This is a genomic window from uncultured Dysosmobacter sp. (assembly GCF_947631635.1).
Taxonomy (GTDB): domain Bacteria; phylum Bacillota; class Clostridia; order Oscillospirales; family Oscillospiraceae; genus Oscillibacter.
In genome coordinates, this window is sequence record NZ_CANRMB010000012.1 from 1 (window position 1) to 24,030 (window position 24,030).

Annotated in this window: 28 protein-coding genes; 23 read left to right on the plus strand and 5 right to left on the minus strand. The window is 56.8% G+C overall.

Translation table 11 applies throughout. From position 1 onward, the window contains the following. The 12 genes from Q0Z71_RS07820 to Q0Z71_RS07875 all read left to right on the plus strand — a co-directional run. On the plus strand, positions 1 to 1,284 hold a 1,284-nt coding region (locus Q0Z71_RS07820; RefSeq protein WP_298020505.1), incomplete at its 5' end, for a recombinase family protein. A 524-nt stretch (positions 1,285 to 1,808) separates the two neighbouring features. Then, a complete protein-coding gene (locus Q0Z71_RS07825; RefSeq protein WP_298020508.1) occupies positions 1,809 to 3,221 on the plus strand; it encodes a S1C family serine protease in 1,413 nt (470 codons plus the stop codon). A 530-nt stretch (positions 3,222 to 3,751) separates the two neighbouring features. After that, on the plus strand, positions 3,752 to 4,180 hold the full coding sequence (locus tag Q0Z71_RS07830) for a helix-turn-helix domain-containing protein (RefSeq protein ID WP_298020511.1): 429 nt from the start codon (positions 3,752 to 3,754) through the stop codon (positions 4,178 to 4,180). A gap of 20 nt (positions 4,181 to 4,200) precedes the next feature. Beyond that, positions 4,201 to 4,608 carry a hypothetical protein gene (locus tag Q0Z71_RS07835; protein WP_298020514.1) on the plus strand — a complete coding sequence of 136 codons (408 nt, stop codon included), beginning with the start codon at positions 4,201 to 4,203 and terminating at the stop codon, positions 4,606 to 4,608. Positions 4,609 to 4,644: 36 nt separating this feature from the next. Further along, positions 4,645 to 5,490: a zinc dependent phospholipase C family protein gene (locus Q0Z71_RS07840; RefSeq protein WP_298020517.1), complete on the plus strand. Its 846-nt coding sequence runs from the start codon at positions 4,645 to 4,647 to the stop codon at positions 5,488 to 5,490. A gap of 718 nt (positions 5,491 to 6,208) precedes the next feature. Further along, complete coding sequence (locus Q0Z71_RS07845; protein WP_298020520.1) at positions 6,209 to 6,682, plus strand: helix-turn-helix domain-containing protein; 474 nt, start codon at positions 6,209 to 6,211, stop codon at positions 6,680 to 6,682. Positions 6,683 to 6,687: 5 nt separating this feature from the next. Next, positions 6,688 to 7,107: a hypothetical protein gene (locus Q0Z71_RS07850; RefSeq protein WP_298020522.1), complete on the plus strand. Its 420-nt coding sequence runs from the start codon at positions 6,688 to 6,690 to the stop codon at positions 7,105 to 7,107. Positions 7,108 to 7,271: 164 nt separating this feature from the next. Continuing rightward, positions 7,272 to 7,715, plus strand: a complete 444-nt coding sequence (locus tag Q0Z71_RS07855; protein WP_298020525.1) for a hypothetical protein — start codon at positions 7,272 to 7,274, stop codon at positions 7,713 to 7,715. Positions 7,716 to 8,002: 287 nt separating this feature from the next. Then, a complete protein-coding gene (locus Q0Z71_RS07860; protein WP_298020528.1) occupies positions 8,003 to 8,530 on the plus strand; it encodes a hypothetical protein in 528 nt (175 codons plus the stop codon). 30 nt (positions 8,531 to 8,560) lie between these two features. Next, entirely contained in the window at positions 8,561 to 9,298 is a 738-nt protein-coding gene (locus tag Q0Z71_RS07865; protein ID WP_298020530.1) for a hypothetical protein, read from the plus strand. Positions 9,299 to 9,626: 328 nt separating this feature from the next. Further along, entirely contained in the window at positions 9,627 to 10,736 is a 1,110-nt protein-coding gene (gene ychF / locus Q0Z71_RS07870; protein ID WP_298020533.1) for a redox-regulated ATPase YchF, read from the plus strand. 1 nt (position 10,737) lies between these two features. Then, entirely contained in the window at positions 10,738 to 10,941 is a 204-nt protein-coding gene (locus Q0Z71_RS07875; RefSeq protein WP_298020536.1) for a hypothetical protein, read from the plus strand. A 32-nt stretch (positions 10,942 to 10,973) separates the two neighbouring features. Here Q0Z71_RS07875 and Q0Z71_RS07880 read toward each other — a convergent pair whose 3' ends face one another. Together Q0Z71_RS07880 and Q0Z71_RS07885 are read right to left on the minus strand one after the other, a co-directional pair. Then, positions 10,974 to 11,261: a DUF6809 family protein gene (locus Q0Z71_RS07880; protein WP_298020539.1), complete on the minus strand. Its 288-nt coding sequence runs from the start codon at positions 11,259 to 11,261 to the stop codon at positions 10,974 to 10,976. A 322-nt stretch (positions 11,262 to 11,583) separates the two neighbouring features. Next, the gene (locus Q0Z71_RS07885; protein ID WP_298020542.1) at positions 11,584 to 11,883 is read right to left on the minus strand and encodes a hypothetical protein; all 300 of its coding nucleotides are present in this window, start codon (positions 11,881 to 11,883) and stop codon (positions 11,584 to 11,586) included. A 1,056-nt stretch (positions 11,884 to 12,939) separates the two neighbouring features. Between Q0Z71_RS07885 and Q0Z71_RS07890 the strand changes: the two genes are divergently transcribed. The 6 genes from Q0Z71_RS07890 (at position 12,940) to Q0Z71_RS07915 (ending at position 17,013) form a co-directional block, all read left to right on the plus strand. Next, positions 12,940 to 13,314: a BlaI/MecI/CopY family transcriptional regulator gene (locus Q0Z71_RS07890; RefSeq protein WP_298020545.1), complete on the plus strand. Its 375-nt coding sequence runs from the start codon at positions 12,940 to 12,942 to the stop codon at positions 13,312 to 13,314. Beyond that, on the plus strand, positions 13,311 to 15,365 hold the full coding sequence (locus Q0Z71_RS07895; protein ID WP_298020548.1) for a M23/M56 family metallopeptidase: 2,055 nt from the start codon (positions 13,311 to 13,313) through the stop codon (positions 15,363 to 15,365). Before Q0Z71_RS07890 ends, Q0Z71_RS07895 begins: the two co-directional genes overlap by 4 nt. 117 nt (positions 15,366 to 15,482) lie before the next feature. Then, a complete protein-coding gene (locus tag Q0Z71_RS07900; protein WP_298020551.1) occupies positions 15,483 to 15,776 on the plus strand; it encodes a DUF2089 family protein in 294 nt (97 codons plus the stop codon). A 1-nt stretch (position 15,777) separates the two neighbouring features. Next, positions 15,778 to 16,158 (plus strand): hypothetical protein, encoded by a 381-nt coding sequence (locus tag Q0Z71_RS07905; RefSeq protein ID WP_298020554.1) that lies wholly within the window; start codon positions 15,778 to 15,780, stop codon positions 16,156 to 16,158. A 24-nt stretch (positions 16,159 to 16,182) separates the two neighbouring features. Then, positions 16,183 to 16,578 carry a hypothetical protein gene (locus Q0Z71_RS07910; protein ID WP_298020558.1) on the plus strand — a complete coding sequence of 132 codons (396 nt, stop codon included), beginning with the start codon at positions 16,183 to 16,185 and terminating at the stop codon, positions 16,576 to 16,578. 105 nt (positions 16,579 to 16,683) lie between these two features. Continuing rightward, complete coding sequence (locus Q0Z71_RS07915) at positions 16,684 to 17,013, plus strand: hypothetical protein (RefSeq protein ID WP_298020560.1); 330 nt, start codon at positions 16,684 to 16,686, stop codon at positions 17,011 to 17,013. 87 nt (positions 17,014 to 17,100) lie between these two features. Here Q0Z71_RS07915 and Q0Z71_RS07920 read toward each other — a convergent pair whose 3' ends face one another. Beyond that, positions 17,101 to 17,730 (minus strand): trimeric intracellular cation channel family protein, encoded by a 630-nt coding sequence (locus tag Q0Z71_RS07920; RefSeq protein ID WP_298020564.1) that lies wholly within the window; start codon positions 17,728 to 17,730, stop codon positions 17,101 to 17,103. Positions 17,731 to 17,763: 33 nt separating this feature from the next. Continuing rightward, positions 17,764 to 18,657, minus strand: coding sequence for a LysR family transcriptional regulator (locus tag Q0Z71_RS07925; protein ID WP_298020567.1), 894 nt, complete (start codon positions 18,655 to 18,657; stop codon positions 17,764 to 17,766). Between the two features lie 435 nt (positions 18,658 to 19,092). On the opposite strand from Q0Z71_RS07925, the gene Q0Z71_RS07930 reads away from it, so the two are divergent. The 3 genes from Q0Z71_RS07930 (at position 19,093) to Q0Z71_RS07940 (ending at position 21,578) form a co-directional block, all read left to right on the plus strand. Further along, positions 19,093 to 19,866, plus strand: coding sequence for a TIGR00282 family metallophosphoesterase (locus tag Q0Z71_RS07930; protein WP_298020571.1), 774 nt, complete (start codon positions 19,093 to 19,095; stop codon positions 19,864 to 19,866). 36 nt (positions 19,867 to 19,902) lie between these two features. Continuing rightward, positions 19,903 to 20,379, plus strand: a complete 477-nt coding sequence (locus Q0Z71_RS07935) for a YbaK/EbsC family protein (protein ID WP_298020574.1) — start codon at positions 19,903 to 19,905, stop codon at positions 20,377 to 20,379. 101 nt (positions 20,380 to 20,480) lie between these two features. Beyond that, positions 20,481 to 21,578 carry a metallophosphoesterase gene (locus Q0Z71_RS07940; protein ID WP_298020578.1) on the plus strand — a complete coding sequence of 366 codons (1,098 nt, stop codon included), beginning with the start codon at positions 20,481 to 20,483 and terminating at the stop codon, positions 21,576 to 21,578. Positions 21,579 to 21,616: 38 nt separating this feature from the next. Here the strand turns inward: Q0Z71_RS07940 and Q0Z71_RS07945 are convergent, their stop codons facing one another. After that, positions 21,617 to 21,940, minus strand: a complete 324-nt coding sequence (locus tag Q0Z71_RS07945) for a helix-turn-helix domain-containing protein (protein WP_298020581.1) — start codon at positions 21,938 to 21,940, stop codon at positions 21,617 to 21,619. Between the two features lie 148 nt (positions 21,941 to 22,088). Here Q0Z71_RS07945 and Q0Z71_RS07950 point away from each other — a divergent pair, with 148 nt between their 5' ends. Further along, positions 22,089 to 22,238 carry a hypothetical protein gene (locus Q0Z71_RS07950; RefSeq protein WP_298020584.1) on the plus strand — a complete coding sequence of 50 codons (150 nt, stop codon included), beginning with the start codon at positions 22,089 to 22,091 and terminating at the stop codon, positions 22,236 to 22,238. Further along, positions 22,235 to 22,702 carry a hypothetical protein gene (locus Q0Z71_RS07955; RefSeq protein WP_298020587.1) on the plus strand — a complete coding sequence of 156 codons (468 nt, stop codon included), beginning with the start codon at positions 22,235 to 22,237 and terminating at the stop codon, positions 22,700 to 22,702. Before Q0Z71_RS07950 ends, Q0Z71_RS07955 begins: the two co-directional genes overlap by 4 nt. Positions 22,703 to 24,030 lie beyond the last annotated feature (1,328 nt).

Genomic DNA, 24,030 nt, shown 5'->3' on the forward strand with positions numbered 1-24,030 from the left:
GTTCGGTACATCGCCGTCAACGACGGAGTGGACAGCGCACAGGGCGACAACGATCTGACTCCGCTGCGTAATTTATTCAACGAATGGATGGTGAGAGACACGAGCAAGAAGATCAAGGCGGTCTTCAAATCCAAGGGCATGAGCGGCAAGCCCATCACAAGTCAGCCGGTCTACGGCTATCTGAAGGGCGAGGATGGAGGCTTCATCGTGGACCCGGAAACCGCTCCGGTGGTCAAGCAGATATACAGTCTGTGCCTGGCTGGGAACGGTCCCACCAAGATAGCCCGGATGCTGACCGAGCAGAACATCCCCACGCCGGGCACGATGGAATACCGGAGGACGGGCAGCACCCGGCGCTACTACCCTGACTACGCCTGCCGGTGGTCCGCCAATACGGTGGGGCACATCCTGGAGCGCCGCGAATACTTGGGACATACGGTGAACTTCAAGACCGAAAAGGTGTCCTACAAGGTCAAGGCCAGCGTTATCAACCCGGAGGACAAGCTGGTGATCTTCGAGAACACCCATGAGCCGATCATCGACGAGGTGACTTGGGAGCGCGTCCAGGAACTTCGGAAACAGCGTAAGCGCCCCAACCGCTATGACGAGGTGGGCCTGTTCTCCGGCCTGCTGTTCTGCGCCGACTGCGGCAGCGTCATGTATCAGCAGAGATACCAGACGGACAAGCGGAAACAGGACTGCTATATCTGCGGCAGCTACAAGAAGCGCACCGCCGACTGTACGGCTCACTTCATCCGCACAGACCTGCTGACCGCCGGCGTGACCGCCAATCTGCGGAAGGTCACCGACTACGCCGCCAGACATGAGGCCCGGTTTATGAAGCTGCTGGTCGCGCAGAACGAGGACGGCGGCAAGCGAAAGAACGCCGCCAAGCGCCGGGAGCTGGACGCCGCCAGAAAGCGGATCACGGAGCTGTCCGCCATCTTCAAGCGGCTGTATGAGGACAGCGTGGCCGGACGCATCAGCGATGAACGCTTCATGGAGCTGTCGGCAGAGTACGAACGGGAGCAGGCCGGGCTGAAAGAGCGCGCCGGTCAGTTGGAGGCGGAGTTAGCCAAGGCGCGGGATGCTACGGTGAATGTGGAGCGGTTTATGAACGTGGTCCGCAAGTACACCAGCTTCGAGGAGCTGACCCCCACCCTGTTACGGGAGTTCATCGAGAAGATCGTGGTGCATGAGCCCTACAAGGACGAGAAGGGTATCCGCCGCCAGGATATTGAGATCTATTACAGCTTCGTGGGCAAGGTGGACCTGCCCGATTGACGCCAGACCCCTCCGGCGAACGCAGCCGCCGGGCGGGCTGGTGCCAGAGCCTAAAAAGGAAACCGTTTCCGTTTTAGTTTATCCTCGGAAAGAGCCTCGACGTGACCGAACTTGGTTCGCTCACGTTGCCGCCGATGGCACGGTTCTAAAACGGACACCGTGTCGCTTTTAGGACCGCGCACGAAAAGCCGCAATCTGCGGTTTTTTGGCGCACATATTTTTTTACACACAGTTTACTTCTTTATCAGTAATGAGCAGACAGGCCGGATTTGAAGCGGACTGGCCTGAAAATTGAGAAGCCATGCCCCGCCGGACCTTTTGCGTCCGGCGGGGCATTGTTCAAAATTTCTTCAAAACCCTTTCAGGCATTTTTAAGATACCGGGGCTATACTACGGGCAAAGGCTCGGGAAGGACCACAGAATTCAAAAAAGATGCAAACATTCTTCACACTTTCGACACAATCCCCCGGTATCATTTGTTCTAACAGATGAGAAAACGGGATACATAATAGGAGGAAACGATTATGTATAACGATGAGCAGAACCTGTACCACTACACCTACCGCAAGGACGGCAGCGAGCCCGGGGCGCGCTATGACGCCCAGCAGGCCGCCTCCGGCGCCCGTCCCACTGTGGACGAACAGCTCCACAGCTATCAGTCCGGGCAGGACCGGCGTCCGCCCGTGCAGGAGATGAAGCCCGTGAAAAAGAACCGGATCGGTCTGAAGATCACCGCGCTGGCCCTGTGCTGCGCCCTGGTGGGCGGCGCTGTGGGCGGCGGAACGGTGTGGGCCGTCAGCCGCGGCAGCGGAAATTCCACCAGCGTCAACGTGTCCAACCGCCCCGCCACCCAGGTGAGCATCAACACCGTGGACGGCAAGACGCCCATGACTGACGCGGAGGTCTACGCCGCCAACGTCAACAGCGTGGTATCCATCAACGTCACCGGCACCAGCGGCACCAACTTCTTCGGCCAGTCGGTGCAGACGGCCTCTGCCGGCAGCGGATTTGTCCTGACCAAGGACGGCTACATCGTCACCAACTACCATGTGGTGAAGGACGCCGACACCGTGAAGGTTACCATGTACAACGGCGATGCCTATGAGGCCAAATATATCGGCGGCGACGAGGACTATGATATCGCCGTCATCAAGGTGGAGGCCGCGGACCTCCCGGCCGTCACCCTGGGGGACAGTACGACACTGAATGTGGGCGACCACGTGCTGGCCATCGGCAACCCCCTGGGCGAGCTGACCTTCTCCATGAGCGGCGGCATGGTCTCCAGTGTGAACCGGGCCATCAATGTGGACGGCACCCCCTTCAACATGATCCAGACCGACACCTCCATCAACCCCGGCAACTCCGGCGGCCCCCTGCTGAACAGCTGCGGCGAGGTGGTGGGCATCGTCTCCGCCAAGTATTCCAGCTATTCCAATGAGGCCGTGGAGGGACTGGGCTTTGCCATCCCCATCAACGATGTGATCGCCATGATCCAGGACATCATGACCAACGGCTACGTGAGCAACAAGCCCTTCCTGGGTATCACCCCCATGTCCATGACGGAGCAGATGGCGGCCCAGTACCGCTATGACGTGACCACCGGCGTGTTCGTCTGCTCCACGGAGGACGGCAGCGCCGCCGAGAAGGCGGGACTGCAGATGGGCGACGTCATCACCAAGGTGGACGACACCGACATCAGGACCGTGGAGGACCTGAACGCTGCCAAGAAGAAGTACTCCGCCGGAGATACGGCCACGCTGACTGTCTACCGGGGCGGGGAGACCATCCAGGTGGAGATCACCTGGGGCTCCGTGCCTGTTGACCGGCAGGCGGAGGAGAGCCAACAGCAGACCCAGGACAACAGCCAGAATGGGAACAGCTATTACGGCAATCCCTACGACCTGTTCGACTATTTCTTCGGCAGCCGCTACCGTTGATGTTCCTCTCCGTGCCCGACGGCGGCTTCGCGGCAATCGCTGCGGCAAGGCAAAAGACCGCCATTGCGACGGGAGCGGGAGGCTCATATATGCATAAAAAGCGCACCGTGCCATGCACGGTGCGCTTTTCTGACATCCAGGGGAACCGGGCGACCATATAGCGGAGTTGTCCGCATATGGGAAGACAAAAATTGGAAAATATGACGAATAAATCAGATATTTACTCGCCATATTTTGTTAAAATTGTAGAAAACAGGAAGCGGTGATGGTATCATTTCATTACCAAGGATTTTAGAATTTGGCAAACTTAAGAGGGATGAGCAAAACACGGGCCAAATGAAATCGTGCAGAGCAGAGACGGGGGGAGGCCGGAAGGGCGTTGGCGAAAAGCGTACAAAAACCAAACGCAGCAGAGAGCTGAGCGATAAAAGCGCAGCCCAAAAATGCGGAAGGCAAGTAATACTTGCCTAAATGTAAACTGTGTGCGGTTTACATTTGACCGGATATTTCTTAAATTTGGAGGTGAAAGAATGGAGCTGTCTCAGAAACTAAAAGAATTGAGAAAGAAACAAGGACTGACGCAGATAGAACTGGCCGAAAAACTATTTGTGTCCAGGCAGGCTGTAACCGGATGGGAAGCGGGAACATCGAGGCCGTCGACAGGAAATTTGCAGAGCCTGGGCAAGTTCTTTAATGTACCACTGGACTATCTATTTAACGAAGGTGAAGACGAACCGCCGACTCCAATGGCCCCGGATGTGGAAAGGGGGGAGGTACAGAAAAAAGGAAGGCAGAGGATCAGGTGGCTTTTGATCGGCGCGGTAGTTTTTGTGCTGCTGGTATGTTTTCTTTCCTGGCATAGAAATAACCAGAAGAATGATATGGATGATTTACATACGCTCCAAAGAGAAGATACTACTTTGGGTGAAGTTCCGAAATTTGATTTGAATTGGGATTAAAAGGAAGGGAGGTGAAACCAGTGAGAATGAAAAAATATCTTTGTTTAATGTTCGCCTGTCTTGCAATAGTCAGTTGTTTTTCTGTTCCTGCGGCTGCAGCTGATATTGGAGAACGGGTAACAGAAATTACAGGACCAAAAGCAACAGGTAAATTTGATTTTGAGATTCCTGCAAAGACCCTGGCGGAAGCAAGTAGCAGCTTTCCGATGGATTATGGAGAAACCATTACCATCACGGCATCCTACGCTCCTGCCTCTGCGAGTATGGACTTCGGGCTGATTGACTCAGACGGGGTATTTTACTCCGTACCAGGAAGTAATGGGAGCATTAACAGGACGATCAGGATCAATCTCAGAGGGACCTATACATTTGCGGTAAAAAACAACTCCAACTACGAAGTGAGTGTGTCTGGATTTGTAAATTATTAACAAGTAGTCACTCATCGGGAAAGAAAGGAGAATTACATGAGAAAGACAAGAAAGATTCTGGCGGCGTTGGTTCTAGCTCTGGCAATGACCCTGAGTAACACTGCATTTGCACTAGATGGAGTAGTAATTGAACCGATTGAACCGGATTACAAAGAAATTGTTGAGGAGGTCTTTCCGGGATACTGGGATGTAGAAATATCTCCGCAGTGGTCAAGCGGAGACAAGGACGTTGCAAATCCCGGGACACATGGTTATATCACTCAGGTTGCATATGATCTCCTCCGTGATGAAAAAAATGCTGCGTATTCATTTTATAGTGGGCAACGGACGAATCTTATTAGGGGATCAGTTTTACCTGATAAAGATGAAACACAAGGAATTTTGTTTCTATGGCATTTCTATGGACCAGATGGAAAGAGCTGGGATGGAAGCAGCGTTACAGCATACACAAAATGTATTGAGCATTATAATGATGCGGTAGACCTATATTATGCTGGTTCTAAGGCCAGCGCTATGGAAGAACTTGGACGAGCACTTCATTATCTTCAGGACGTGAATGTTCCGCATCATGCAATGAATGTAACAGCCATACACATAGGAAATAACCATTCATCTTTTGAGAGCGAAGTTGAGGAAGATAAGGAGTCTTATGCGGTCACGGGATTTAATCAATCTGTTTATACTGATGCAGATTATTCTCTTGGAACGATTATTGATGACCGTGCGGAAATTGCGAGAGATTGGTATGATGATGCTTCTTCCAGCAACAGAAGTGACCGTAATAGAGCTGCAGGAGCTTGTGTACGAAACTCCCAAAGAGCTACTGCGACAGTCCTTTATAAATTTATGTATGATGTGGGCTATATTGTGGATGTGCGATAAATGCGTATACTGACGATATGATACAACTTTTCCTTTACAGTGGTGAAGAAGTCATACACTATGGGTTGCAGAATTTAGTTGTACGCATAATTCTAGCTGTGGAAGTTATTACAATTTTACTCGGAATTATGATTGGCCTGTTCATTCACATCAATGGGAAGCGTTATATTTTGTTGGTGCTTCCTGGTTTTGTTGGTTGCTTGCTATTCGTTTTTATAAATACTTTGGGGGGGCTAGTGTTAAGCAATGCGGATATATGGCCTCCATTATTGGCGGAGGATTTGCTGGTTTTTTCTGTAATTTCCTGTATGGTCTCGTATTTTAAGAAACGATGTAAATCGAGAGGTGTATGAAAAAAGTGAGTGGGACGGGTGTTGCAGAGGAGGCACCTGTTCCACTCACTGTATAACGGTTTACCCGTTCATGCCATTACAGAGCTTGAACGGGTAAACTGTTATACGGTTAGATTCCTGAATATGTTGCCCCCCTCCGTGCAGTATGGCAGGCAGCTTCATCAGCAGCTGGGCCGGCTGTCATCAAGGGGTGACGATGATTTTGCTGGTAATTCCTTTTTGAAAAGGACACGCAAATGCGCTCAGAAAGTATGAAACCATAAAAAAATAGCCGAAAAATGCGGAAGGCAAGTAATACTTGCCTAAATGTAAACCGCGTGCGGTTTACATTTGACTGGATATTTCTTAAATTTGGAGGTGAAAGAATGGAACTGTCTCAGAAACTAAAAGAATTAAGAAAGAAACAAGGGCTGACACAGATAGAACTGGCCGAAAAACTATTTGTGTCCAGGCAGGCTATAACTGGATGGGAAGCGGGAACATCGAGGCCGTCGACAGGAAATTTGCAGAGCCTGGGCAAGTTATTTAATGTCCCACTGGAAATGCTTCTGGATGACACGGCAGAGGTGGAGCATGCGCCGGAGAAGATTTCTGTTGTGGAACGGTTGGAGGAAGAGAACAGGGAGCAGGAAACAGAACAGGCTGGAAGACACAAAATCGTTATTCTTGTGATTGCATTCTTGCTGGTTTTGCTCACCGTAGCTGTACTGACGCATAGGGGAACAAATCAAGAAGATTCAGAAGATCTGGATTTCAGCATGATGAAAGACGAAGTCTGGGATACTGCTGAGGATGATATAGAATATGGAACACTTGGAAGATTTGATGAAGGGAGGTGAAGGAAATGCGCAGGTTTTCGTGTATGGTATTGACCGGGATGGCGATGATCGGATGCTTGTGTACCAGCGCCGGAGCAGTTGAAGGCTCAGATGCGATTTCAGGGGAATATGAACAGTCGGAAACGGCCATTGCACGGGCAACAGGCCCCCTCGACTGGACCATAAAGGCGAATAGCAGGAAAGTAATGGATACGGCTTTTTCCATGGCGGCAGGGGAAAGTGTACGAATTCGCGCAATCTACTCGCCGGAAGACGCCAGCCTGGACTTCGGATTGCTCGATTCGGACGGAGTATACCACTATATCAATGTGACAACAGGCAGCATTGACAAGACGATTGAGGTTCCGGAAAACGGAAGTTATACGCTGGCGATCAGGAACAATTCGAGCAACTCGGTCAAGGTGACTGGGATCGTGAGATATTGAGCTGAATTATGGTATCTAAAATTGGTTTTATAGGAACACTAATCTATATTTTTAGATTTGTGATCTTAATGACAATTGGTATGATTTTTGTCAAGTTAATAAAAAATAAGTCCCTTATCCGTGTAAGTGTTGTTGGCTAAATCAGTGAATAATCAGTTAATTTTGTGTATAAACATAGGAAGTGGTTTGATATAAAACAACTGATAACAATGCTTCTGTTGCTGACATTTGTGTTGGCAATGGCAGGGTGTGGCAGTGGCAATCAGAAGGGTGATCCTTGGGTATGGGTACAAGCATTGAAAGCGGATGATATAAGTTCAGTTGCCATATGGTACGACAATGAAGAACAAGTAGCGCTTTCGCCAGATGAAATTGCTAAACTAATCACTCTGCTTAACGACCTGAAACAAAGCGACTTTACCGAAAACGAAGAGTTGACTGGCGGGACACCTGCTTATGGTGTTCAGATTACAACCGCAGATGACACATACTACATCAATGAAGCTATTGCTCCATCTGGCACGTTGGAAATTAAATATGGCGAAAAAATGTGGTGGATTGATAACGAGGCATTGAGTAGTTTCATTAAAGGAAAAAATGAAGAATAACCATCGGCAGTCTTTCCGCTGAAACAACTATCCATTGAGGATATCTGCCCATTTTGTTAAGCGCTGCATAAATATGCATCATTTTAGATGGAAAGGCAGTATTATTTCCGAATTTAAAATTCGGAAATAATACAATTTGATTTCAGTCGTTTTGCGGTTGCCGCCGCTCTGCGGCGGCAACCGCAAAACATGACACCTATTACTTCCGACCTTTAAGTTCGGAAGTAATAGCAGCACAAGATTAATAAGGGATAAAAATAAACGGTGAAAAAGAAAGGAAAAACACTATGAAGAGGTTTAGACAATTTGCATCTATGTTGCTAGCACTGTCCCTGGCACTCTCTATTGTGGCGCTTCCTGCTGCGGCCGTGGAACCCGAGACGTCGGAGGATATGCTTGAAGCGGCAATTATGGAGTACGGAAACTATAACACATATGAGTTGAGCGATGGTACGACTGTGATTGTAGGAGTGCTGCCGATTGCTAGTACTTATGGTGGGTATGATATTGAAAAAGGGGTTGCGCGTCCTACGGCTTCTCACAATTACCAATGTACGGCTGCAGAAGGAAATTACTGTAGGAGTGCTGCGTACAATATCGATGAGAACGACACCAGTTTGACTGCAACACTTACGTACGATGCATCGGTTGATGCGGTGAGCGAAACAAAAAAGTTAGCACCCGGTGAGCGACTTGTTATGGTGGCAAAATCGACTACGAGCGGGGGCTTGACGGGAAAAATGTCTGCGGTGCTTACTGCGGTAAGGGCGGATTCTGTGACGTACAGTTATACGGTCGATCAATATTGGGCATAAGACCGATTACAATTATATGGGAAAAATTATATGGGAAAAAATAAAATGAAGCCGTTCCTTTGTGGGATGGTCGTTATGTCCTTGCTGATGGTTTTGTGCGGTGCTGCAATGGAGCCATCTGGAAACGTGTGCTTTAATACAGCAAGTTTATCTATTAATGGCAACCGAATTATACAAGAGGGAACGAATTTGAAAACGGCTTCTGGGGCGGATATCCCATCCATTATCCAATATACAGATTCGCAGGGGGCTATTACAAATTACATTCCGATACGATTTTTATTGGAATCAATGGGCATGGAGGTAACCTGGCAAGGATTCCGCAACAACATCGATGTGGAAGTAGAGGGCGATGCAGCATTGTATACCATGGAACTGGACAGCGCAGGAACAATTTATAATGGTGGCCAGTTCGAAGAGGTAAAACCGATAAGTCCAACCAAAGGGAAAGAAATATTGACAACGGAATACCTGGCGAAAGATGCTTTTGAGAAAACACTGGATTTGCACGAAGAAGATGGAGACTTTGTAAGTGTCACTGTAACCAACAATGGCAAGTATCCCTTACAATTCGGCCTGGGGCAAAGTATGGCGTCTGCCATAGTGACGAATCCGACAGGAGCACCTGCAGGACAGAGTGTGACCCGAACAATCAAAATAAATGATTGGGATTCCATGAAGAGTGGTATTTGCGTAAGTATCGGAAATGCTGATTATATTTCGCGGTATTTGAATATTACTGTTGATGTGATCCAGTTTGCGCAGTGATCAATTTTATGTAGGATAAGGGAGGGATGTGGAATATCTGCGTCCCTCCCTTATTAACGGTTTACCCGTTCATGCCCTTACAGGGCATGAACGGGTAAACCGTTATACGGTTAGATTCCTGAATATGTTGACCCCCTCCGTGCAGTATGGCAGGCAGCTTCATCAGCAGCTGGGCCGGCTGTCATCAAGAAGCCACAATACCCGATTTTCATGGGAACCTACCACGGGAGAAATTTTGTTTCGGCATTTGCGGGACGACAGCTTGCACTTTTCCGCCGGGGATGGTACAATACTATGTCGAAAAAATCAGCAAAGGAGATTTGCTTTTATGAAACTGGGCATCGTCGGACTTCCAAATGTTGGAAAATCAACCCTATTCAACGCCATCACCAACGCCGGCGCGGAGAGCGCCAACTACCCCTTCTGCACCATTGACCCCAACGTGGGCATGGTGGCCGTTCCCGACGAGCGGCTGGACAGGCTGGCGGAGATGTATGAGCCGGACAAAAAGACTCCGGCGGTCATCGAGTTCGTGGATATCGCGGGTCTGGTGAAGGGCGCCAGCCAGGGCGCGGGCCTGGGCAACAAGTTCCTGGCCAACATCCGGGAGACCGACGCCATCGTCCATGTGGTCCGCTGCTTTGACGATGAGAACATCATGCATGTGGTGGCCGACGCGGGCACCAATGTGCCGGTGGACCCCCTGGGGGATATTGAGACCATTGACCTGGAGCTGATTATGGCGGACCTGGAAATGGTGAACCGCCGCATCGAAAAGGCCGCCAAGGCCGCCAAGGGCGACAAGAAGTTCCTCCACGAGGTGGAGGTGTTCAAGGGCCTGGCGGAGCATCTGAACGCCGGCAAGTCCGCCCGCACCTACGATTGCAGTGAGGACGATATGGCCCTCATCGCCACCAGCGACCTTCTGAGCCTGAAACCCATCATCTACGCCGCCAACACCGACGAGGACGGCTTTACCAACCTGGCGGGCAACCAGTATTACCGGCAGGTGAAGGAGCTGGCGGAGCGGGAGGGCGCTCAGGTGCTGCCCATCTGCGCCAAGCTGGAGCAGGATATCGCCGAGCTGGAGGGCGAGGAGAAGCAGCTGTTCCTGGAGGAGCTGGGCGTGGAGGAGTCCGGCCTGGACCGCCTCATCAAGTGCTCCTACACGCTGCTGGGCCTGATCTCCTTCCTGACCTACGGCAAGGACGAGTGCCGCGCCTGGACCATCAAGAAGGGCACCAAAGCCCCCAAGGCCGCGGGCAAGATCCACACCGACATCGAGCGGGGCTTCATCCGGGCGGAGGTCATCGCCTACGAGGATATGATGAAGTGCGGCAGTGTCAACGCCGCCAAGGAAAAAGGCCTGCTCCGCAGCGAGGGCAAGGAGTATGTCGTCCAGGACGGCGACATGATCTACTTCCGGTTCAATGTGTGAGATGACGGAATTAGAGCGCCTGACGGCCTATGACCGGATGTATGAAGACCTGCTGAAAGAGCGGGACAAGGTGGCCGCCGATATGGACAGGCTCCGTGCCGCCGGAAAGAACCGGGGCGCCACCTACCAGCAGCTGCTGGCGCAGAAGCTGACGGTGCAGAATCTCATTGGAAGATTTGAGATCTACGGCATCAAAGAGAAATAAAGAGAGGCGGACGCAGATGCGTCCGCCTCTTTTCAATGGGAGAGAAGTGCGTCCCGGCCCTGGAGAATCTCCAAAGTCAGAGCGGCGCCAAGATGAAAGCCGTAGACGAATTTGCGGTAGCTGAAGTCATCTTCGGCATCGTCGGACAAGTCGTCATAGGCGTCCAGCAGGGCGGTCTGTTCCGGCGTCAGCATGGACCGCAGACTGTCCATCAGCTGGACACGGGCTTTTACATGTTCCAAGGCGGGAGAATCCGGCGCGCAGGGGCGGGCATTGTAGGCGATGGGGGCGTCGCACAGCCATTCCAGGATGCTTTCCATAAAAAGATTCCTTTCTGTTTTGTTTGACGCTTCCCTTGCAAAGTCTCGCCGCGCATGGTAACATATTTACGCGGGTCCGGCTCTGCCGGAAGCGTGGATCGGGAAGCGGTGCTGTCTGTGGAAGGGGAGCGCCGCTTCCTCTATTTTTGGGGATCGATCAGTTCGGCATAGATGCGGTCAATGCCTTCCCGAATGATCCGAGACCGGGACATTCCGGTTTTTTCACAGCAAAAGTCGAGCTTTTCCAGCTCTTGAACGGTCATCTTTGTTTCAACACGCATTTGCCGTGGATTATCAGAATGCGGTCTGCCTGTTCTCGGACTCAAATCATCACCTCACTTTTTATCCGTACTTTAATAATATATTTATACGGATAAAAAGTCAATAGAAATATTGCAATCTTGGGAAGAGAATTTGCCGATGGAATAGACGGGGAGCGTCCGGCCACAAGGCGGGGAGGTAGATTTCGCGCCGCGGGCGCGGGACGGGGTTTTTCCGCCTGCGGGCGGGGACGAGGGATGTGCCGCTTTGCGGCACGGGAATGAACCCCCATTTTCTTTTCGGTTGCGCCGAAAAGAAAACGGCCGTTCACGGTCAAAAGAAAAGGCGCTTTGGTGTCCACAGTCGGCCCCTAGGGCCAACTGTGGACAAGACGTGGGGTCCCAGAAAGAGACCGTTGGTGGTCGAGGCTGGATTTTGCGTTGGGCGCGGGCACGGCTTTGCTGAATCTTTTGGCTTTTAGCCACGCGAATGGGAATTGCGGGAACGGGCAAAGACTGAAAGGACCAGCGGTTCCTTTCGCTGCCGCTCTTTGATTCCTTGCGGAAGCGTCTGCGTGTGGGCCTTATACGGGACCATGCAGTGGCAGCGGGGCCAGCGGTGAAAACCTTTCGATGGACCCCCCGAATCTGCACCCAAGCCGCCAACCTGCGGGGGGCGAAATCCTACCTTCGTACCCAGTCCGGCGTCCCCGCCAGAGGCTAATGTAAGCGCCCAGGTAGTGTGTAGCGAAGCGGAACACACGGGGCCAGTGGTAAAAGTCTTTCATCGACCACCCCAAATCTACATCCAAACTTCCAAATGCGGCTTAGTATCCCTACCCTCGTACCCGGTATAGCGCACCCGGCAGAGGCCAATCTAACCGCCCAGGTAGTGTGTAGCGGAGCGGAACACACGGGGCTTGTTGCCGAAAGCCTTTCAATGAGCACCCCGGATTTGCGCCCAAGCCCCCAACTTGCGGCGGCGCAGCTCTAAATTCGTACCCAGTATAGCGCACCCGGCAGGATGCTTCCGGGCTTGGTGGCACATCTAACCACCAACTCCCGTCCGTCCACAGTTGGCCCGATGGGCCAATTGTGGACACAAAAGCGCCTTTTCTTTTGACCGTGAACGGCCGTTTTCTTTTCGGCGCAATCGAAAAGAAAATGGGGGTTCATTCCCGTGCCGCAAAGCGGCACACTCCCCCGTCCCCGCCCCGTGGGCGGAAAAACCTCCCGCACCCATGGCGCGCCCCCCCCGTCCCCGCCCGCAGGCGCCCCTGCGCCCAGATTCAAATTCCGATCCCTATAACAGGACATCCATAAAAAACACATGAAACTATCACAGTAGTATTGACAATCACAAACTACTGTGATAGTATAACACCGTAAACTATTGCAATAGTTTGGAGGATCAAACCATGTCTGTGAAGCTGTTCTACTCGGAATTGAAAGTGATGGACGTCCTCTGGAAGCTGGGGGACAGGACCGCCAAGCAGATCTCCGATATTTTGAAGGAGGAGATCGGCTGGAACATGAACACGACCTATACGGTCATCAAAAAGTGCATCGCAAAGGGAGCCATTCGGCGCAGTGAGCCAAACTTTTTGTGCCATGCCCTGCTCTCCAAGGGAGAGGTGCAGGCGGCGGAGACCGAGGAGCTGATCGGCAAGCTGTTCGACGGCTCTCCCGACCTGCTGTTCGCGTCCCTGCTGAACAGTCAGAAGCTCTCCGGAGAGCAGTTGGAACGGCTCCGGCAGATCATCGCCGACGCGGAGCAGGGAGCGCAGTCATGAGCCTGCTGGAACGGAGCCTGGCGGGAGCACTGCTGATCCTGGCGGCGGCAGCCCTTCGGATGCTGGTCCGGGACCGCCTGCCCAAGCGGACCTTTGTGGTTTTGTGGTGGGTGGCGGCGGCCCGGCTGCTGGTACCGGCGGAGCTGCCCTCCCGGTTCAGCGTGTACGCGCTGCTGGCCGCCCGTCGGCAGGCACCGGCACCCATTCCCAGGGGGACGGGCGCTCTGGTGCAGGTCATTCCGAGGGCTGGACTGCCGGAGACCGTCCCCGCCGTGCCGGAGACCATTCCCGCCGTGCCCGCCGCGTCCGTCTGGACCGCGCTGTGGCTTGCGGGGATGCTGTCCCTGGCGGCGTGGTTCGCCGTCTCCTACATCCGCTGCCAGCGGAGATTCCGCATGTCCCTGCCTGTGGAGACGGGGTATGCGGCGGCGTGGGCACGGAGGCACCCCCGCATCGCGGTCCGGGAATCGGACCAGATCGCCGCGCCTCTGACCTATGGATTTCTGCACCCGGTCATCCTCCTGCCAAAGGGCATGGACCGGGAGGATGAAACGGCCCTGAACCACATCCTCACCCATGAGCAGGTCCATATCCGGCGGCTGGACGGCGTGACCAAGCTGGTGCTGGCGGCAGCCCTGTGCGTCCACTGGTTCAATCCGGCGGTGTGGCTGCTGTATGTGCTGGCAAACCGGGATTTGGAGCTGGCCTGCGACGAGGCGGTGGTGCGCCGGCTGGGACAGCCGGCGGCCTATGCCAGAACGCTGCTGAAGATGGAGGAGCGGAAGGCGGAATGCCGCCCGCTGTACAGCCACTTCAGCCGAACTGCCATTGAAGAAAGGATCAAAGCCATTATGAAATTAAAGAAAACAACGGCGCTGGCGCTGGTGTGCGCCCTGCTGCTGGTGGCGGGCGTGACCACGGCCTTTGCCACCTCCGCGCCTGACGCCCCGCCGGAGGGCACGCCGCTGGAGCGGCTGGAGGACAGCATCGTCTGCGGGGACGGCGCAGTCTCCTTCACCATTCCCGAGGCGGACGTCTCCTGGTCTATCTGGATCGGCGGGCGGCTGGAGACACCGGATGGCGGCATGAGCGTCCACTATCTGGAGGAGGAGAGCGCCGCCGGAAGCTGGGAGCAGGGCAGGACCTACCGCTTTGAGTTGGCGGACGGCCCCTATGACAGCCTGACCCTGACCGCCGCCGCGGACGGCGCGGAAAAGGACATCGACCTGACGGCCTATCTGCCGGAAGAGAATGCCGGGATCTCGGAGAAGGTAGCGGCAGAATGGGAGGAGATATTGGCGGACTATGTCCCCTTCGGCCTGACTTACCGGTTCGACGACCCGGACCACGACGGAAACGGCCTGTCCATGTCCTATCAGGGCCGGGAGGTCCGGGGCATCCTGGACGGGGAGACCTGGATCACGGAGCACACGGGGAACGGCGCCTATGGCGAGGACGCGGTGGAGCTGTATGCCGTCTATGAAAACGGCAGATTGACCGGCCTGCGTGTTGCCGATGAGGAAGAACAGGCCCAGTGGGACCGGCAGCGGGAGGAAGCGGCGTCCGCCCAGAGCATGGTCTGGCCCACGGAGGGCGATTCGGTGCGGCTCACCGCCTCTTTTGGCGGAGAGCGGATGGTGCCGGACCTCAGCGGGGTGCAGGGGGATGTGGAGGACTCCGCCGAGCTGCCGCACCGCCTCTATACCCATACCGGCATCGATTTTGGAGGCATAGAGCGGGGGACCGCGATTCTGGCGGTCCTGGACGGGACCGTGGAGAAAGCGGACTTTGACGCGGAATATGGCAAGTACGTGCTGCTGGACCACGGCAATGGCCTGGAGACCCTCTACGCCCACTGCCAGAGCCTGTCCGTGGAAGCGGGGGACACTGTGGAGCAGGGAGACGTGATCGCCGCCGTGGGCAGCACGGGCAATTCCACCGGCCCCCACCTGCACTTCGAGGTCCGGCAGGACGGCGAACCCCAGGACCCGCTGGGCTATTACGCCGATGAGACCCTGGGGCGGATGGAGCCGCCCGCATCCCAAAAGTGACGATCCAAATAAAACCTCCGGGAGACCGGGGGTTTTATTTTGTTGATGATAAAAATTAATCTTGACTTTCATAAAATTAAAGTTTATATTTAATTTTATGAAAGGGGGGACGCGCATATGGAGACGATCCCAAGCTGGATGGCGGGCCTGGAGGACGAGGATATGGCCTTCATCAAAAAATTCGTGCTCTCCTCCGGTTCGCTGAAGGAGGTGGCGTCGCTGTACGGCGTCAGCTATCCCACGGTGCGGCTGCGGCTGGACCGGCTCATTCAAAAGATCCAGATCGCCGAGACAGCGGAGGCGGACCCCTATGTGTCCCTGGTCAAGCGGCTGGCGGTGGATGACAAGCTGGACTTTGACACCGCCAAGATCCTCATCAGCGAATACCGCCGGACAAAGGGGGAGAGCTGACGTGAAAAAGGGCTCTTACAGCATGGCCACAAAAATTCGGATCTTTATCGATTTTGACCGGCGGGAGTGGGTCCTGCCCATTGGGGCCGCTGTTCTGGCAGAGCTTTGGCTGGCCAGCCGGGAGAAGCGGTGGCCCGGCCTGCTCCTGCCGGGGGCGGCGTTTCTGTGGGGAACAGGAAAGACCATCCTGTTTTTCGCGGGGGCATGGGGCCGTTTTATGACGAGAGGAGTCCTGCTGGGGACCGCGATACAATATTTTGGCCTGTATCAGATCCCGGCGCTGCTCCTGCTGGCGGTCTATGCCGCCTGCCGGGAGTACCGGAGGCGGAAGCAGCGGCGGATGGAGGACCAGATAGACAGGATGAACATCGACGACCTGTGAGACCGGGGCCTGAGGAGGGACGCAGTGGATTACTTCAAATATTTTGACGTGGGCGTGTCGGTGGGCCTGGTCGGCGGCGGATTCAATACGGGGGACCCGGTGTTTCTGCTGGTATTCGGCCTTCTGGCCGTCCTGCTGGAGGTGTGGCTGTCCTGCCGGAAGAGCCGGCGGCCCGGCCTGCTTCTGCCGGCGGCGTCCTTCCTGTGGGCGCTGGGGAGCTTCCTGATGTGTTACGACGCCGCACTGGCCCAGCTTTTGGAGAGACTGGGGATCACTGCCGCCATGGTGCTTCTGGTATTTCTGCGGAACAACCTGCTCACCCTGCTCCTGCTGGCGGTCTATGCCGTCTGCCGCTGGATCCGCAGGCGGAGGCGCCGCCGGACGCGGGAGCTGGACAGGACGCGGGTGGAGGACCTGTGAGCGGGACCGCCTATGCCGCCTGCCGGGAATGCCGGAGACGAAACCGGCGGCAGGACCGGAAATTGGATAAAATGCGCATCGAGGATATTGGAGGAGGTACATGAAATGGCTTTTGGACTCAGGACGCTGATTGCGCTGCTCGTGCCGCTGCTTCTGCTGGCAGGCGTCGTCTGTTTGCAGATCTTTCTCTCCAGACGGGAGAGCAAATGGCCGGGACTGGTGCTGCCGCTGCTGGCGTTTTTATATGCCCTGGTGCTGGCGCTCAACGTGACGGCCTCCGGCGGCGGTTTTCCCTGGGGGCCGCTGCTGGCCGCCCTGATCCTGGGGAACGTCCCCACGGTGGTCCTGTTGGCCATTTACTGGGCCTGCCGGGAGAAACAGCGGATAAAGGCCCAGATGGACAAAATGCATCTGGACGATCTGAATGACCTGTGAGGCCCTGCGCCGCATGGGCGGAGCGCAGAGAAAAAGCAATGGGAGACCGCCAGCCGGCGGTCTCCCATATTTTCTCAACGCGGCGGGTCAGTCGTGGGCCCGGGGCAGGTTCCAGCGGAAGTGGGCGGACAGCCCCCGGATGACAAAGACCACGGCAGCGCCTGCCAGCATGGCGGGCATCTCGCCCGCGCGGCCCCACAGCAGGCCGCACACCAGAGCGCCTGCCAGAGAGGCTGAGGCGTAGACGTGCTTGACAAAGACGTAAGGCGTGTCCCCGGCCATCATGTCCCGCAGGATCCCGCCGCCCACGCCGGTGACAACGCCCACGAACACCAGCAGGAACAGCGTGGGCCGGGAGGCGCTGCCATAGGCGGCCCGGATGCCCGCCACGGTGAAGATGCCCAGGCCCAGGGTGTCCATCACCAGCATGACCAGGTCGTAGAGGGCCTGGTCCCGCATCAGCAGATGGCGCACCTGGGGCAGGAAGAGCACCAGGGAGGTGACCAGGGCCACGGCGGCATAGATGGGGTTTTGAAAGGTGGCAGGGGGTGTGCTGCCCAGGATCACATCCCGGATGACGCCCCCGCCCACGGCGGTGGTCAGGCCCAGGATGCACACGCCGAAGATATCCATGTTCTTCCGCAGCCCGGTGATGGCCCCGGAGGCGGCGAAGGCCATGGTGCCCACCAATTCGAGAATGAGAAGGAAGAGGTCCATGGGAATTCTCCTGCGACAAAAATGTAAGGTGTTTCAGGCCCCGGCGCCGCCCGCCCGCACCATCTCCATAAAGGCGGTGGCGGCGGCGGTGGGGGTCACGTCCCGCAGGGTGCACATGTCCACGCTGCGGGCGGGGATGTCGAAGTCGGTCTTCAGCAGGCGGATCTCCCCGGCGTCCAGCGCCCTCTGCACAAATTCCAGCGTCACGCCTGCCACGCCCAGGCCGATGCGGGCCAGGGAGACCAGCAGGCCCCGGGAGGACAGCTCGATCTCCGGCGTCAGCGTGACGCCGCTCTTCAAAAACTCCTGCTCCAGAAAGACGCGGCTGCTGGCCTTGCGCTCCAGCAGGATCAGGGGGAAGTCCGCGATCTCCTGCCGGGTGTACACGTGGTCGAAATCGCAGGCATAGCCGCTGCCCGCCACAAATGCGGAGTGGGTGGCAAAGCAGGGCCAGCCCTCCACGGAGCTGTCGGCGGGGGAGGAGGCGAAGGCGATGTCCACGGCGCCGGATTTCAGCATGCTCAGCACCTTGGCGCTGCGGCCGCTGACGATCTTCAGCCGGATGCCGGGGTGCTCCCGGTGGAAGGCGTCCAGGTACGGCGTCAAAAACCAGCTGGTCACGGTGTCGCTGGCGCCGATGACCAGGGAGCCCAGCAGCAGCTGCTGGGCCTGGGAGAGCTTGTCCTCTCCGGTGGCCAGAAGCCCCAGGGCGCTGCGGACATACTGGTACAGCATCTGCCCCTCGCTGGTCAGGGAAACGCCCCGGGGGCTGCGGGCGAACAGCCGGGCCTGCAGGGCCGTCTCCAGCTGCTTGATGGACTGGCTCACCGCCGACTGGGAGATGTACAGGTTTTTTGCCGCCACAGAGATGTTGCCGGTCTCGGCGACCTCCTTGAACACGCGGTATAATTCCAATTTGACTGCCATGGGGACTCCCTCCGAGTTCAGATGTTCTTATGATGACCACTGCTATTATAAGCGAAAGACGGCGGAGGACGCAATACCAAAAACCGCGCCTTTTCAACAAAATATAAAAAAAGCGCCCTGGCTCCGGCGAGCTGCGGAAAAAATTTCCGCGGGCCTTTGCAAAACCAGCCTTTTTTGGTATACTACTCAATCAGAGTGACCCGGCGATGAGACAGGAGGCTGCCCCATGTGCGGACCTTTTTGGCCCGGTTTCAGGCGGCGGGCGGACGGAACTTCATCTTCATCCACCGCGGCGGACCATCGGTCCGCCGGTTGAAAAGGAGCTTGTGCTCCGTTTCGGCTGCGTTGACGATATCAGATCCGGGACTTCACGGAGCTGGACGCCCCGGTGGGTCTGGCGGCGGAAAATTGACGAAAGACAGCGGAGGGACACACATGCTGTATCACATCCTGGCGGTGGGCGACGTGGTGGGCGAGCCGGGGCTGCGGCACCTGGAGCGCCATCTGCGCCCCCTGCAAACATTCAAACAGATCCACTTCACGGTGGTCAACGGTGAGAATGCCTCCAGCGTGGGGCTGACGCCGGACCAGGCGTGGCGCATCCGCGACGCCGGGGCCGACGCCGTGACCCTGGGCAACCACACCTTCGGCAAAATGCAGATCAAGGACTTTCTGGACGACACGCCCTGGCTCCTGCGGCCCGCCAACTACACCGGGCGGGCGCCGGGCCACGGCTGCGAGACCTTCGACCTGGGCGGCGTCCGGGTGCGGGTGATGAACCTGATCGGCCGCTGCGGCCTGGCCTGGGGCACGGAGAACCCCTTCACCACGGCGGACAGGCTGCTGGATCAGGGGGAGGCGGACTTCACCCTGGTGGACTTCCACGCGGAGGCCACCAGCGAAAAGCTGGCCCTGGGCTATCACCTGGACGGGCGGGTGTCCGCCCTGTGGGGCACCCACACCCATGTGCCCACCGCCGACGAGCGGGTGTATCCCAAGGGCACCGGCTACCTCACGGACCTGGGCATGACCGGCCCCGTCGAATCCGTGCTGGGCATCGAGCCGTGGCAGTCGGTGGAGGGCTTTTTGGGCGGCCTGCCGGGGCGGTACCGGGTGCCGGACGGCCCCTGCAAGATGCAGGGCGCCGTGTTCACCCTGGACAGCGCCACGGGACTCTGCACCGCCGTGGAGCGGGTGGATATCCGATAAGAGAGTTTTTACAAATCAAGATAGGAGAGATAAAACATGTCGATTCAAAAAGTACGGGCTTATTTCGAGGGCTTTGGCATCGCGGACCGCATCCGGGAATTTGAGGTCTCCTCAGCCACGGTGGAGCTGGCGGCTGTGGCTGTGGGCGTGGAGGGCGCCCGCATCGCCAAGAGCCTGAGCTTCAAGGTGGACGACCAGCCCATCATCATCGTGGTGGCCGGAGACGCCAAGGTGGACAACAGCGCCTACAAGCGCCAGTTCCACACCAAGGCCAAGATGCTGACCCGTGAGGAGGCCCACGAGTTCATCGGCCACGACGTGGGCGGCGTGTGCTCCTTCGCCCTGCCGGAGAACGTGAAGGTGTATCTGGACGTGTCCCTCCAGCGGTTCGAGACCGTATTCCCCGCCGCCGGCAGCGACAACAGCGCCATCGAGCTGACCTGCGAGGAATTGGAGAAGTACTCCTCCAACTTCCAGGAGTGGGTGGACGTGTGCAAGGGCTGGAGAGATTAAAGTTCAGATCCCCCGCCCCAGCGGCACTGCCGCGGCAAAAATGATTTTCTTGTTATGCGGTGACGAAAAACGACGGCTTTTCCTCTATGGGAGGTGTTGACATGTTCCAATTCATCCACGCGGCGGACTTCCATCTGGACAGTGCCTTCGGTGCGCTGACGGCCCGGCAGGCGGCGGCACGCCGCCGGGAGAGCCGGGAGACGGCCTTCCGGCTGGCAAACTATGTGAACGGACACGGCATCGGCCTGGTGCTGCTGGCGGGAGACTTGTTCGACAGCGGCAGCGCCTTCCGGGAGACCGGGGAGCAGCTGGCCCAGGCTCTGGGGCAGATGCAGGCCAAGGTGTTCATTGCCCCCGGGAACCACGACTGGATCGGCCCCGGCAGTCCCTGGCTGACGGTGAACTGGCCGGAGAACGTACAGATCTTCCGGGAGAACGCCATGACCGCCGTGGACCTGCCGGAATGGAACCTGACCATCCACGGCGCGGCCTTCACCGGCCCGGAGCAGGCGGCGGGGCTTCTGACCGGCTTTGCCGCCCCGGAGGACGGCAGGGTCCACATCGGCCTGCTCCACGGGGAGATCGACCCGGCGGAGGCCCGGTACGACCCCATCCGAAGGGAGGAGATCGCCGCCAGCGGCCTCCACTATCTGGCCCTGGGCCATATCCACAAACGCGCGGAGCCTGTGACGCTGGGAAAGACGCTGTGCGCCTGGCCCGGCTGTCCCGAGGGACGGGGCTTTGACGAGCTGGGGGAAAAGGGCTTTTACGAGGGCACCGTGGAGGACTCCGGCAGGGTGTCGCTGTCCTTTGTGCCCTTTGCCCGGCGGCGGTATGAGATCCTGGAGGTGGATGTGACGGGCCGGGACCCCCGCGCCGCCGTGGAGGCCGCCCTTCCGGCGGACACCGCCCAGCACCTGTACCGGATCGTCCTCACCGGCGAGACCGGAGAGGGCGGCCTGGACACAGGCGCGTTGGAGACGGCGCTGGCGGACCGCTTTTACGCCCTGGAGCTTCGGGACCGCACCCGCATGGCGGAGGACATCTGGGCGCGGGCGGAGGAGGACTCCCTGCGGGGACTGTTCCTCCGGGAGCTGCGGGCCAAGTGGAACGCCGCCCAGACGGAGGCGGAACGGGAGACCGTCACCCAGGCCGCCCGGTTTGGCCTGGCGGCGTTGGACCACCGGGACCTTGGATGATCAAAAGAAAAACCGCGCCGCTGACAGCGGCGCGGTTCTTATTTTTGCTCGGAGAGCCAGGCGAGAAAGCTCTCGGCCAGGTCCAGCTGTCTGTCGTCCATGATGCGGAGACGCTCCGCGATGCTCTTCCAGCGCTGGCCCTCGTGCCGGGCGGTGCCCACCAGAAATTCATCCGGTGTCGTGTCCAGGGCGATGGCGAGGCGCATGATGACCTCGGTGGAGGGAATAGAGATAGCGCGCTCAATACTGGACAAATACTTGTCTCCAATTTCCGCACGTTCCGAAACTTTTGCTTGTGTCAAGCCCAATGCCTTTCGACGGCGCGCAATACGGCGCCCGATTTCGGTATAATCCAATTCCATAGTCTATCCTCCTGCCTCTATGGTTATCATACCGAATAATTCCTATACGAAAACGCATTTAAAGGCGATAATCGTCTTGACAAGTTATAAATTCAACTTTATAGTATGAATTACATCTTAAAAGACGAATTTGGAGGAGCTGAGGAAAATGTATAAAGAGATGTATTACCGTCTGTTCAACACCATTACCGACGCGTTGGAACTGATGGACCGGGAGCGCTTCCAAGAGGCGCTGGATCTGCTGAAGAGCGCCCAGCAGGCCGCTGAAGAGCGTTACCTCGACGGAGACGAGACATGAAGCCGAAGCAGCCGGTCCCCGCATGGACGGGAGTGCTGTTTACGCTGCTCACCTTCGCCGGGATCAATCTGCCCATTTTTGTGGTGGATGGGCGTTCCGCTGTCATCACCCATTTCCTGTGGACGGGAGAGGTGAAACGCCTGGTGGTCTGTCTCATTGCCATGCACTTTGTGTCTGTGCTGGCGGCGGTCCAGGGCATGCGCTGGTGTGTTTTCTTCGTTGTGGGAATGGTGTTGTGGTTCCTGGTGCCTATGGTGATAGGGGCCTTGAGAGTCGTCAGCGTGAAGGTGATGTTTCAGCACATGAGCATTGGGACATGGTGCTGTTTCGCGGGGCTTATCGGACTGCTCCTGAGTCCCTTTTTCCGCCGCATAGACGATGCGATTCACAGGAAATTGATCTCCTGTTGGAAAAATAGGGGAAAAAATAAAGAGGATTTGCCGGAGAACCTGGAGGAGCGGTGAGAGTGGTTCCGCCTGCGGGCGGGACGGGGATTTCGCGCCGCGGGCGCAGGAGGAAGGTTTCCGCCCACGGGGCGGGGACGGGGAAGTGTGCCGCTTTGCGGCACGGGAATGAACCCCCATTTTCTTTTCGGTCTTGCCGAAAAGAAAACGGCCGTTCACGGTCAAAAGAAAAGGCGCTTGGTGTCCACAGTTGGCCCCTAGGGCCAAGTGTGGATAAGACGTGGGGTCCCAGAAAGAGACCGTTGGAAGTTGAGGCTGGATTCTGCGTTGGGCGCGGGCACGGCTTTGCTGAATCTTTCGGTTTTTAGCCACGCGAATCGGAATTGCGGGGGCGGGCAAAGATTGAAAGGACCAGCGTCCCTTTCCGCGCTCCTGTTGCAACATGGTCGTGCAGCGCGTGCGATGAATCGCCCACCCTGCACTCCCTGTTGCTGCCACTCCTCGCCCTCCCTTCCTCCGCCACTGGCGGCGGTCGGGCTCGTCCCCCCGCTTCGCTTAGCGCTGCCTGGGCAGTTGCAGTAGTGTGCTTTGGAATGCCCCATTCCACAGGCAGGGCCAGAATGAAAGCCTTTCAATGACCACTCCGAACTTGAACCCAAGCCGCTAACCTGCGGCGGCGGAGTTCTAAACCCGCACCCGGTATAGCGTCCCCGTCAGAGGCCAATGTAACCGCCCAGGTAGTGTGTAGTGAAGCGGAACACACGGGGCTTGTTGCTGAAAGCCTTTCGGCGACCGCCCAAAATTTGTACCTAAGCCTCCAAATGCGGGCACGCACTCCTACGCTCGTACCCTGTATAGCGCACCCGGCAGAGGCCGATTTAACCACCCGGGTAGTGTGTAGCGAAGCGGAACACACGGGGCTTGTTGCTAAAAGCCTTTCGATGACCACCCTGCATTTGCACCCAAGCCGCCAACCTGCGGCGGCGCAGCTCTAAACTCGTACCACGTCCGGCGCACCCGGCAGAAGATTTCCGGCCTTAGTGGCACATCTAACCACTAACTCCCGTCCGCCCACAGTTGGCCCGATGGGCCAACTGTGGACACAAAAGCGCCTTTTCTTTTGACCGTGAACGGCCGTTTTCTTTTTGGCGCAACCGAAAAGAAAATGGGGGTTCATTTCCGTGCCGCAAAGCGGCACACCCCCCGTCCCCGCCCGTGGGCGGAAACCTCCCGTCCCACGCCCGCGGCGTGAAATCCCCCGTCCCCGGCCTGTGGCCGGGCAAAAGCCCCGCCCGCAGGCGGCCTGACGCCCCTCCACCCGGAGCTGGGCACCAAGCCGCCCCCAGAGTTTTCCCCTTGACAAAGCCGGGCCAAAGTGTTATATTGAG

Excerpts from the sequence above, each read along its gene's own strand:
- Q0Z71_RS07920 (WP_298020564.1), bottom strand. The coding sequence starts at position 17,730 with ATGGACCTCTTCCTTCTCATTCTCGAATTGGTGGGCACCATGGCCTTC.
- Q0Z71_RS07930 (WP_298020571.1), top strand. The coding sequence starts at position 19,093 with ATGCTGTATCACATCCTGGCGGTGGGCGACGTGGTGGGCGAGCCGGGG.
- Q0Z71_RS07895 (WP_298020548.1), top strand. The coding sequence starts at position 13,311 with ATGAGCCTGCTGGAACGGAGCCTGGCGGGAGCACTGCTGATCCTGGCG.
- ychF (WP_298020533.1), top strand. The coding sequence starts at position 9,627 with ATGAAACTGGGCATCGTCGGACTTCCAAATGTTGGAAAATCAACCCTA.
- Q0Z71_RS07935 (WP_298020574.1), top strand. The coding sequence starts at position 19,903 with ATGTCGATTCAAAAAGTACGGGCTTATTTCGAGGGCTTTGGCATCGCG.
- Q0Z71_RS07955 (WP_298020587.1), top strand. The coding sequence starts at position 22,235 with ATGAAGCCGAAGCAGCCGGTCCCCGCATGGACGGGAGTGCTGTTTACG.
- Q0Z71_RS07830 (WP_298020511.1), top strand. The coding sequence starts at position 3,752 with ATGGAGCTGTCTCAGAAACTAAAAGAATTGAGAAAGAAACAAGGACTG.
- Q0Z71_RS07880 (WP_298020539.1), bottom strand. The coding sequence starts at position 11,261 with ATGGAAAGCATCCTGGAATGGCTGTGCGACGCCCCCATCGCCTACAAT.
- Q0Z71_RS07875 (WP_298020536.1), top strand. The coding sequence starts at position 10,738 with ATGACGGAATTAGAGCGCCTGACGGCCTATGACCGGATGTATGAAGAC.
- Q0Z71_RS07900 (WP_298020551.1), top strand. The coding sequence starts at position 15,483 with ATGGAGACGATCCCAAGCTGGATGGCGGGCCTGGAGGACGAGGATATG.
- Q0Z71_RS07850 (WP_298020522.1), top strand. The coding sequence starts at position 6,688 with ATGCGCAGGTTTTCGTGTATGGTATTGACCGGGATGGCGATGATCGGA.
- Q0Z71_RS07865 (WP_298020530.1), top strand. The coding sequence starts at position 8,561 with ATGGGAAAAAATAAAATGAAGCCGTTCCTTTGTGGGATGGTCGTTATG.
- Q0Z71_RS07840 (WP_298020517.1), top strand. The coding sequence starts at position 4,645 with ATGAGAAAGACAAGAAAGATTCTGGCGGCGTTGGTTCTAGCTCTGGCA.
- Q0Z71_RS07950 (WP_298020584.1), top strand. The coding sequence starts at position 22,089 with ATGTATAAAGAGATGTATTACCGTCTGTTCAACACCATTACCGACGCG.
- Q0Z71_RS07860 (WP_298020528.1), top strand. The coding sequence starts at position 8,003 with ATGAAGAGGTTTAGACAATTTGCATCTATGTTGCTAGCACTGTCCCTG.
- Q0Z71_RS07845 (WP_298020520.1), top strand. The coding sequence starts at position 6,209 with ATGGAACTGTCTCAGAAACTAAAAGAATTAAGAAAGAAACAAGGGCTG.
- Q0Z71_RS07915 (WP_298020560.1), top strand. The coding sequence starts at position 16,684 with ATGGCTTTTGGACTCAGGACGCTGATTGCGCTGCTCGTGCCGCTGCTT.
- Q0Z71_RS07945 (WP_298020581.1), bottom strand. The coding sequence starts at position 21,940 with ATGGAATTGGATTATACCGAAATCGGGCGCCGTATTGCGCGCCGTCGA.
- Q0Z71_RS07940 (WP_298020578.1), top strand. The coding sequence starts at position 20,481 with ATGTTCCAATTCATCCACGCGGCGGACTTCCATCTGGACAGTGCCTTC.
- Q0Z71_RS07925 (WP_298020567.1), bottom strand. The coding sequence starts at position 18,657 with ATGGCAGTCAAATTGGAATTATACCGCGTGTTCAAGGAGGTCGCCGAG.
- Q0Z71_RS07890 (WP_298020545.1), top strand. The coding sequence starts at position 12,940 with ATGTCTGTGAAGCTGTTCTACTCGGAATTGAAAGTGATGGACGTCCTC.
- Q0Z71_RS07825 (WP_298020508.1), top strand. The coding sequence starts at position 1,809 with ATGTATAACGATGAGCAGAACCTGTACCACTACACCTACCGCAAGGAC.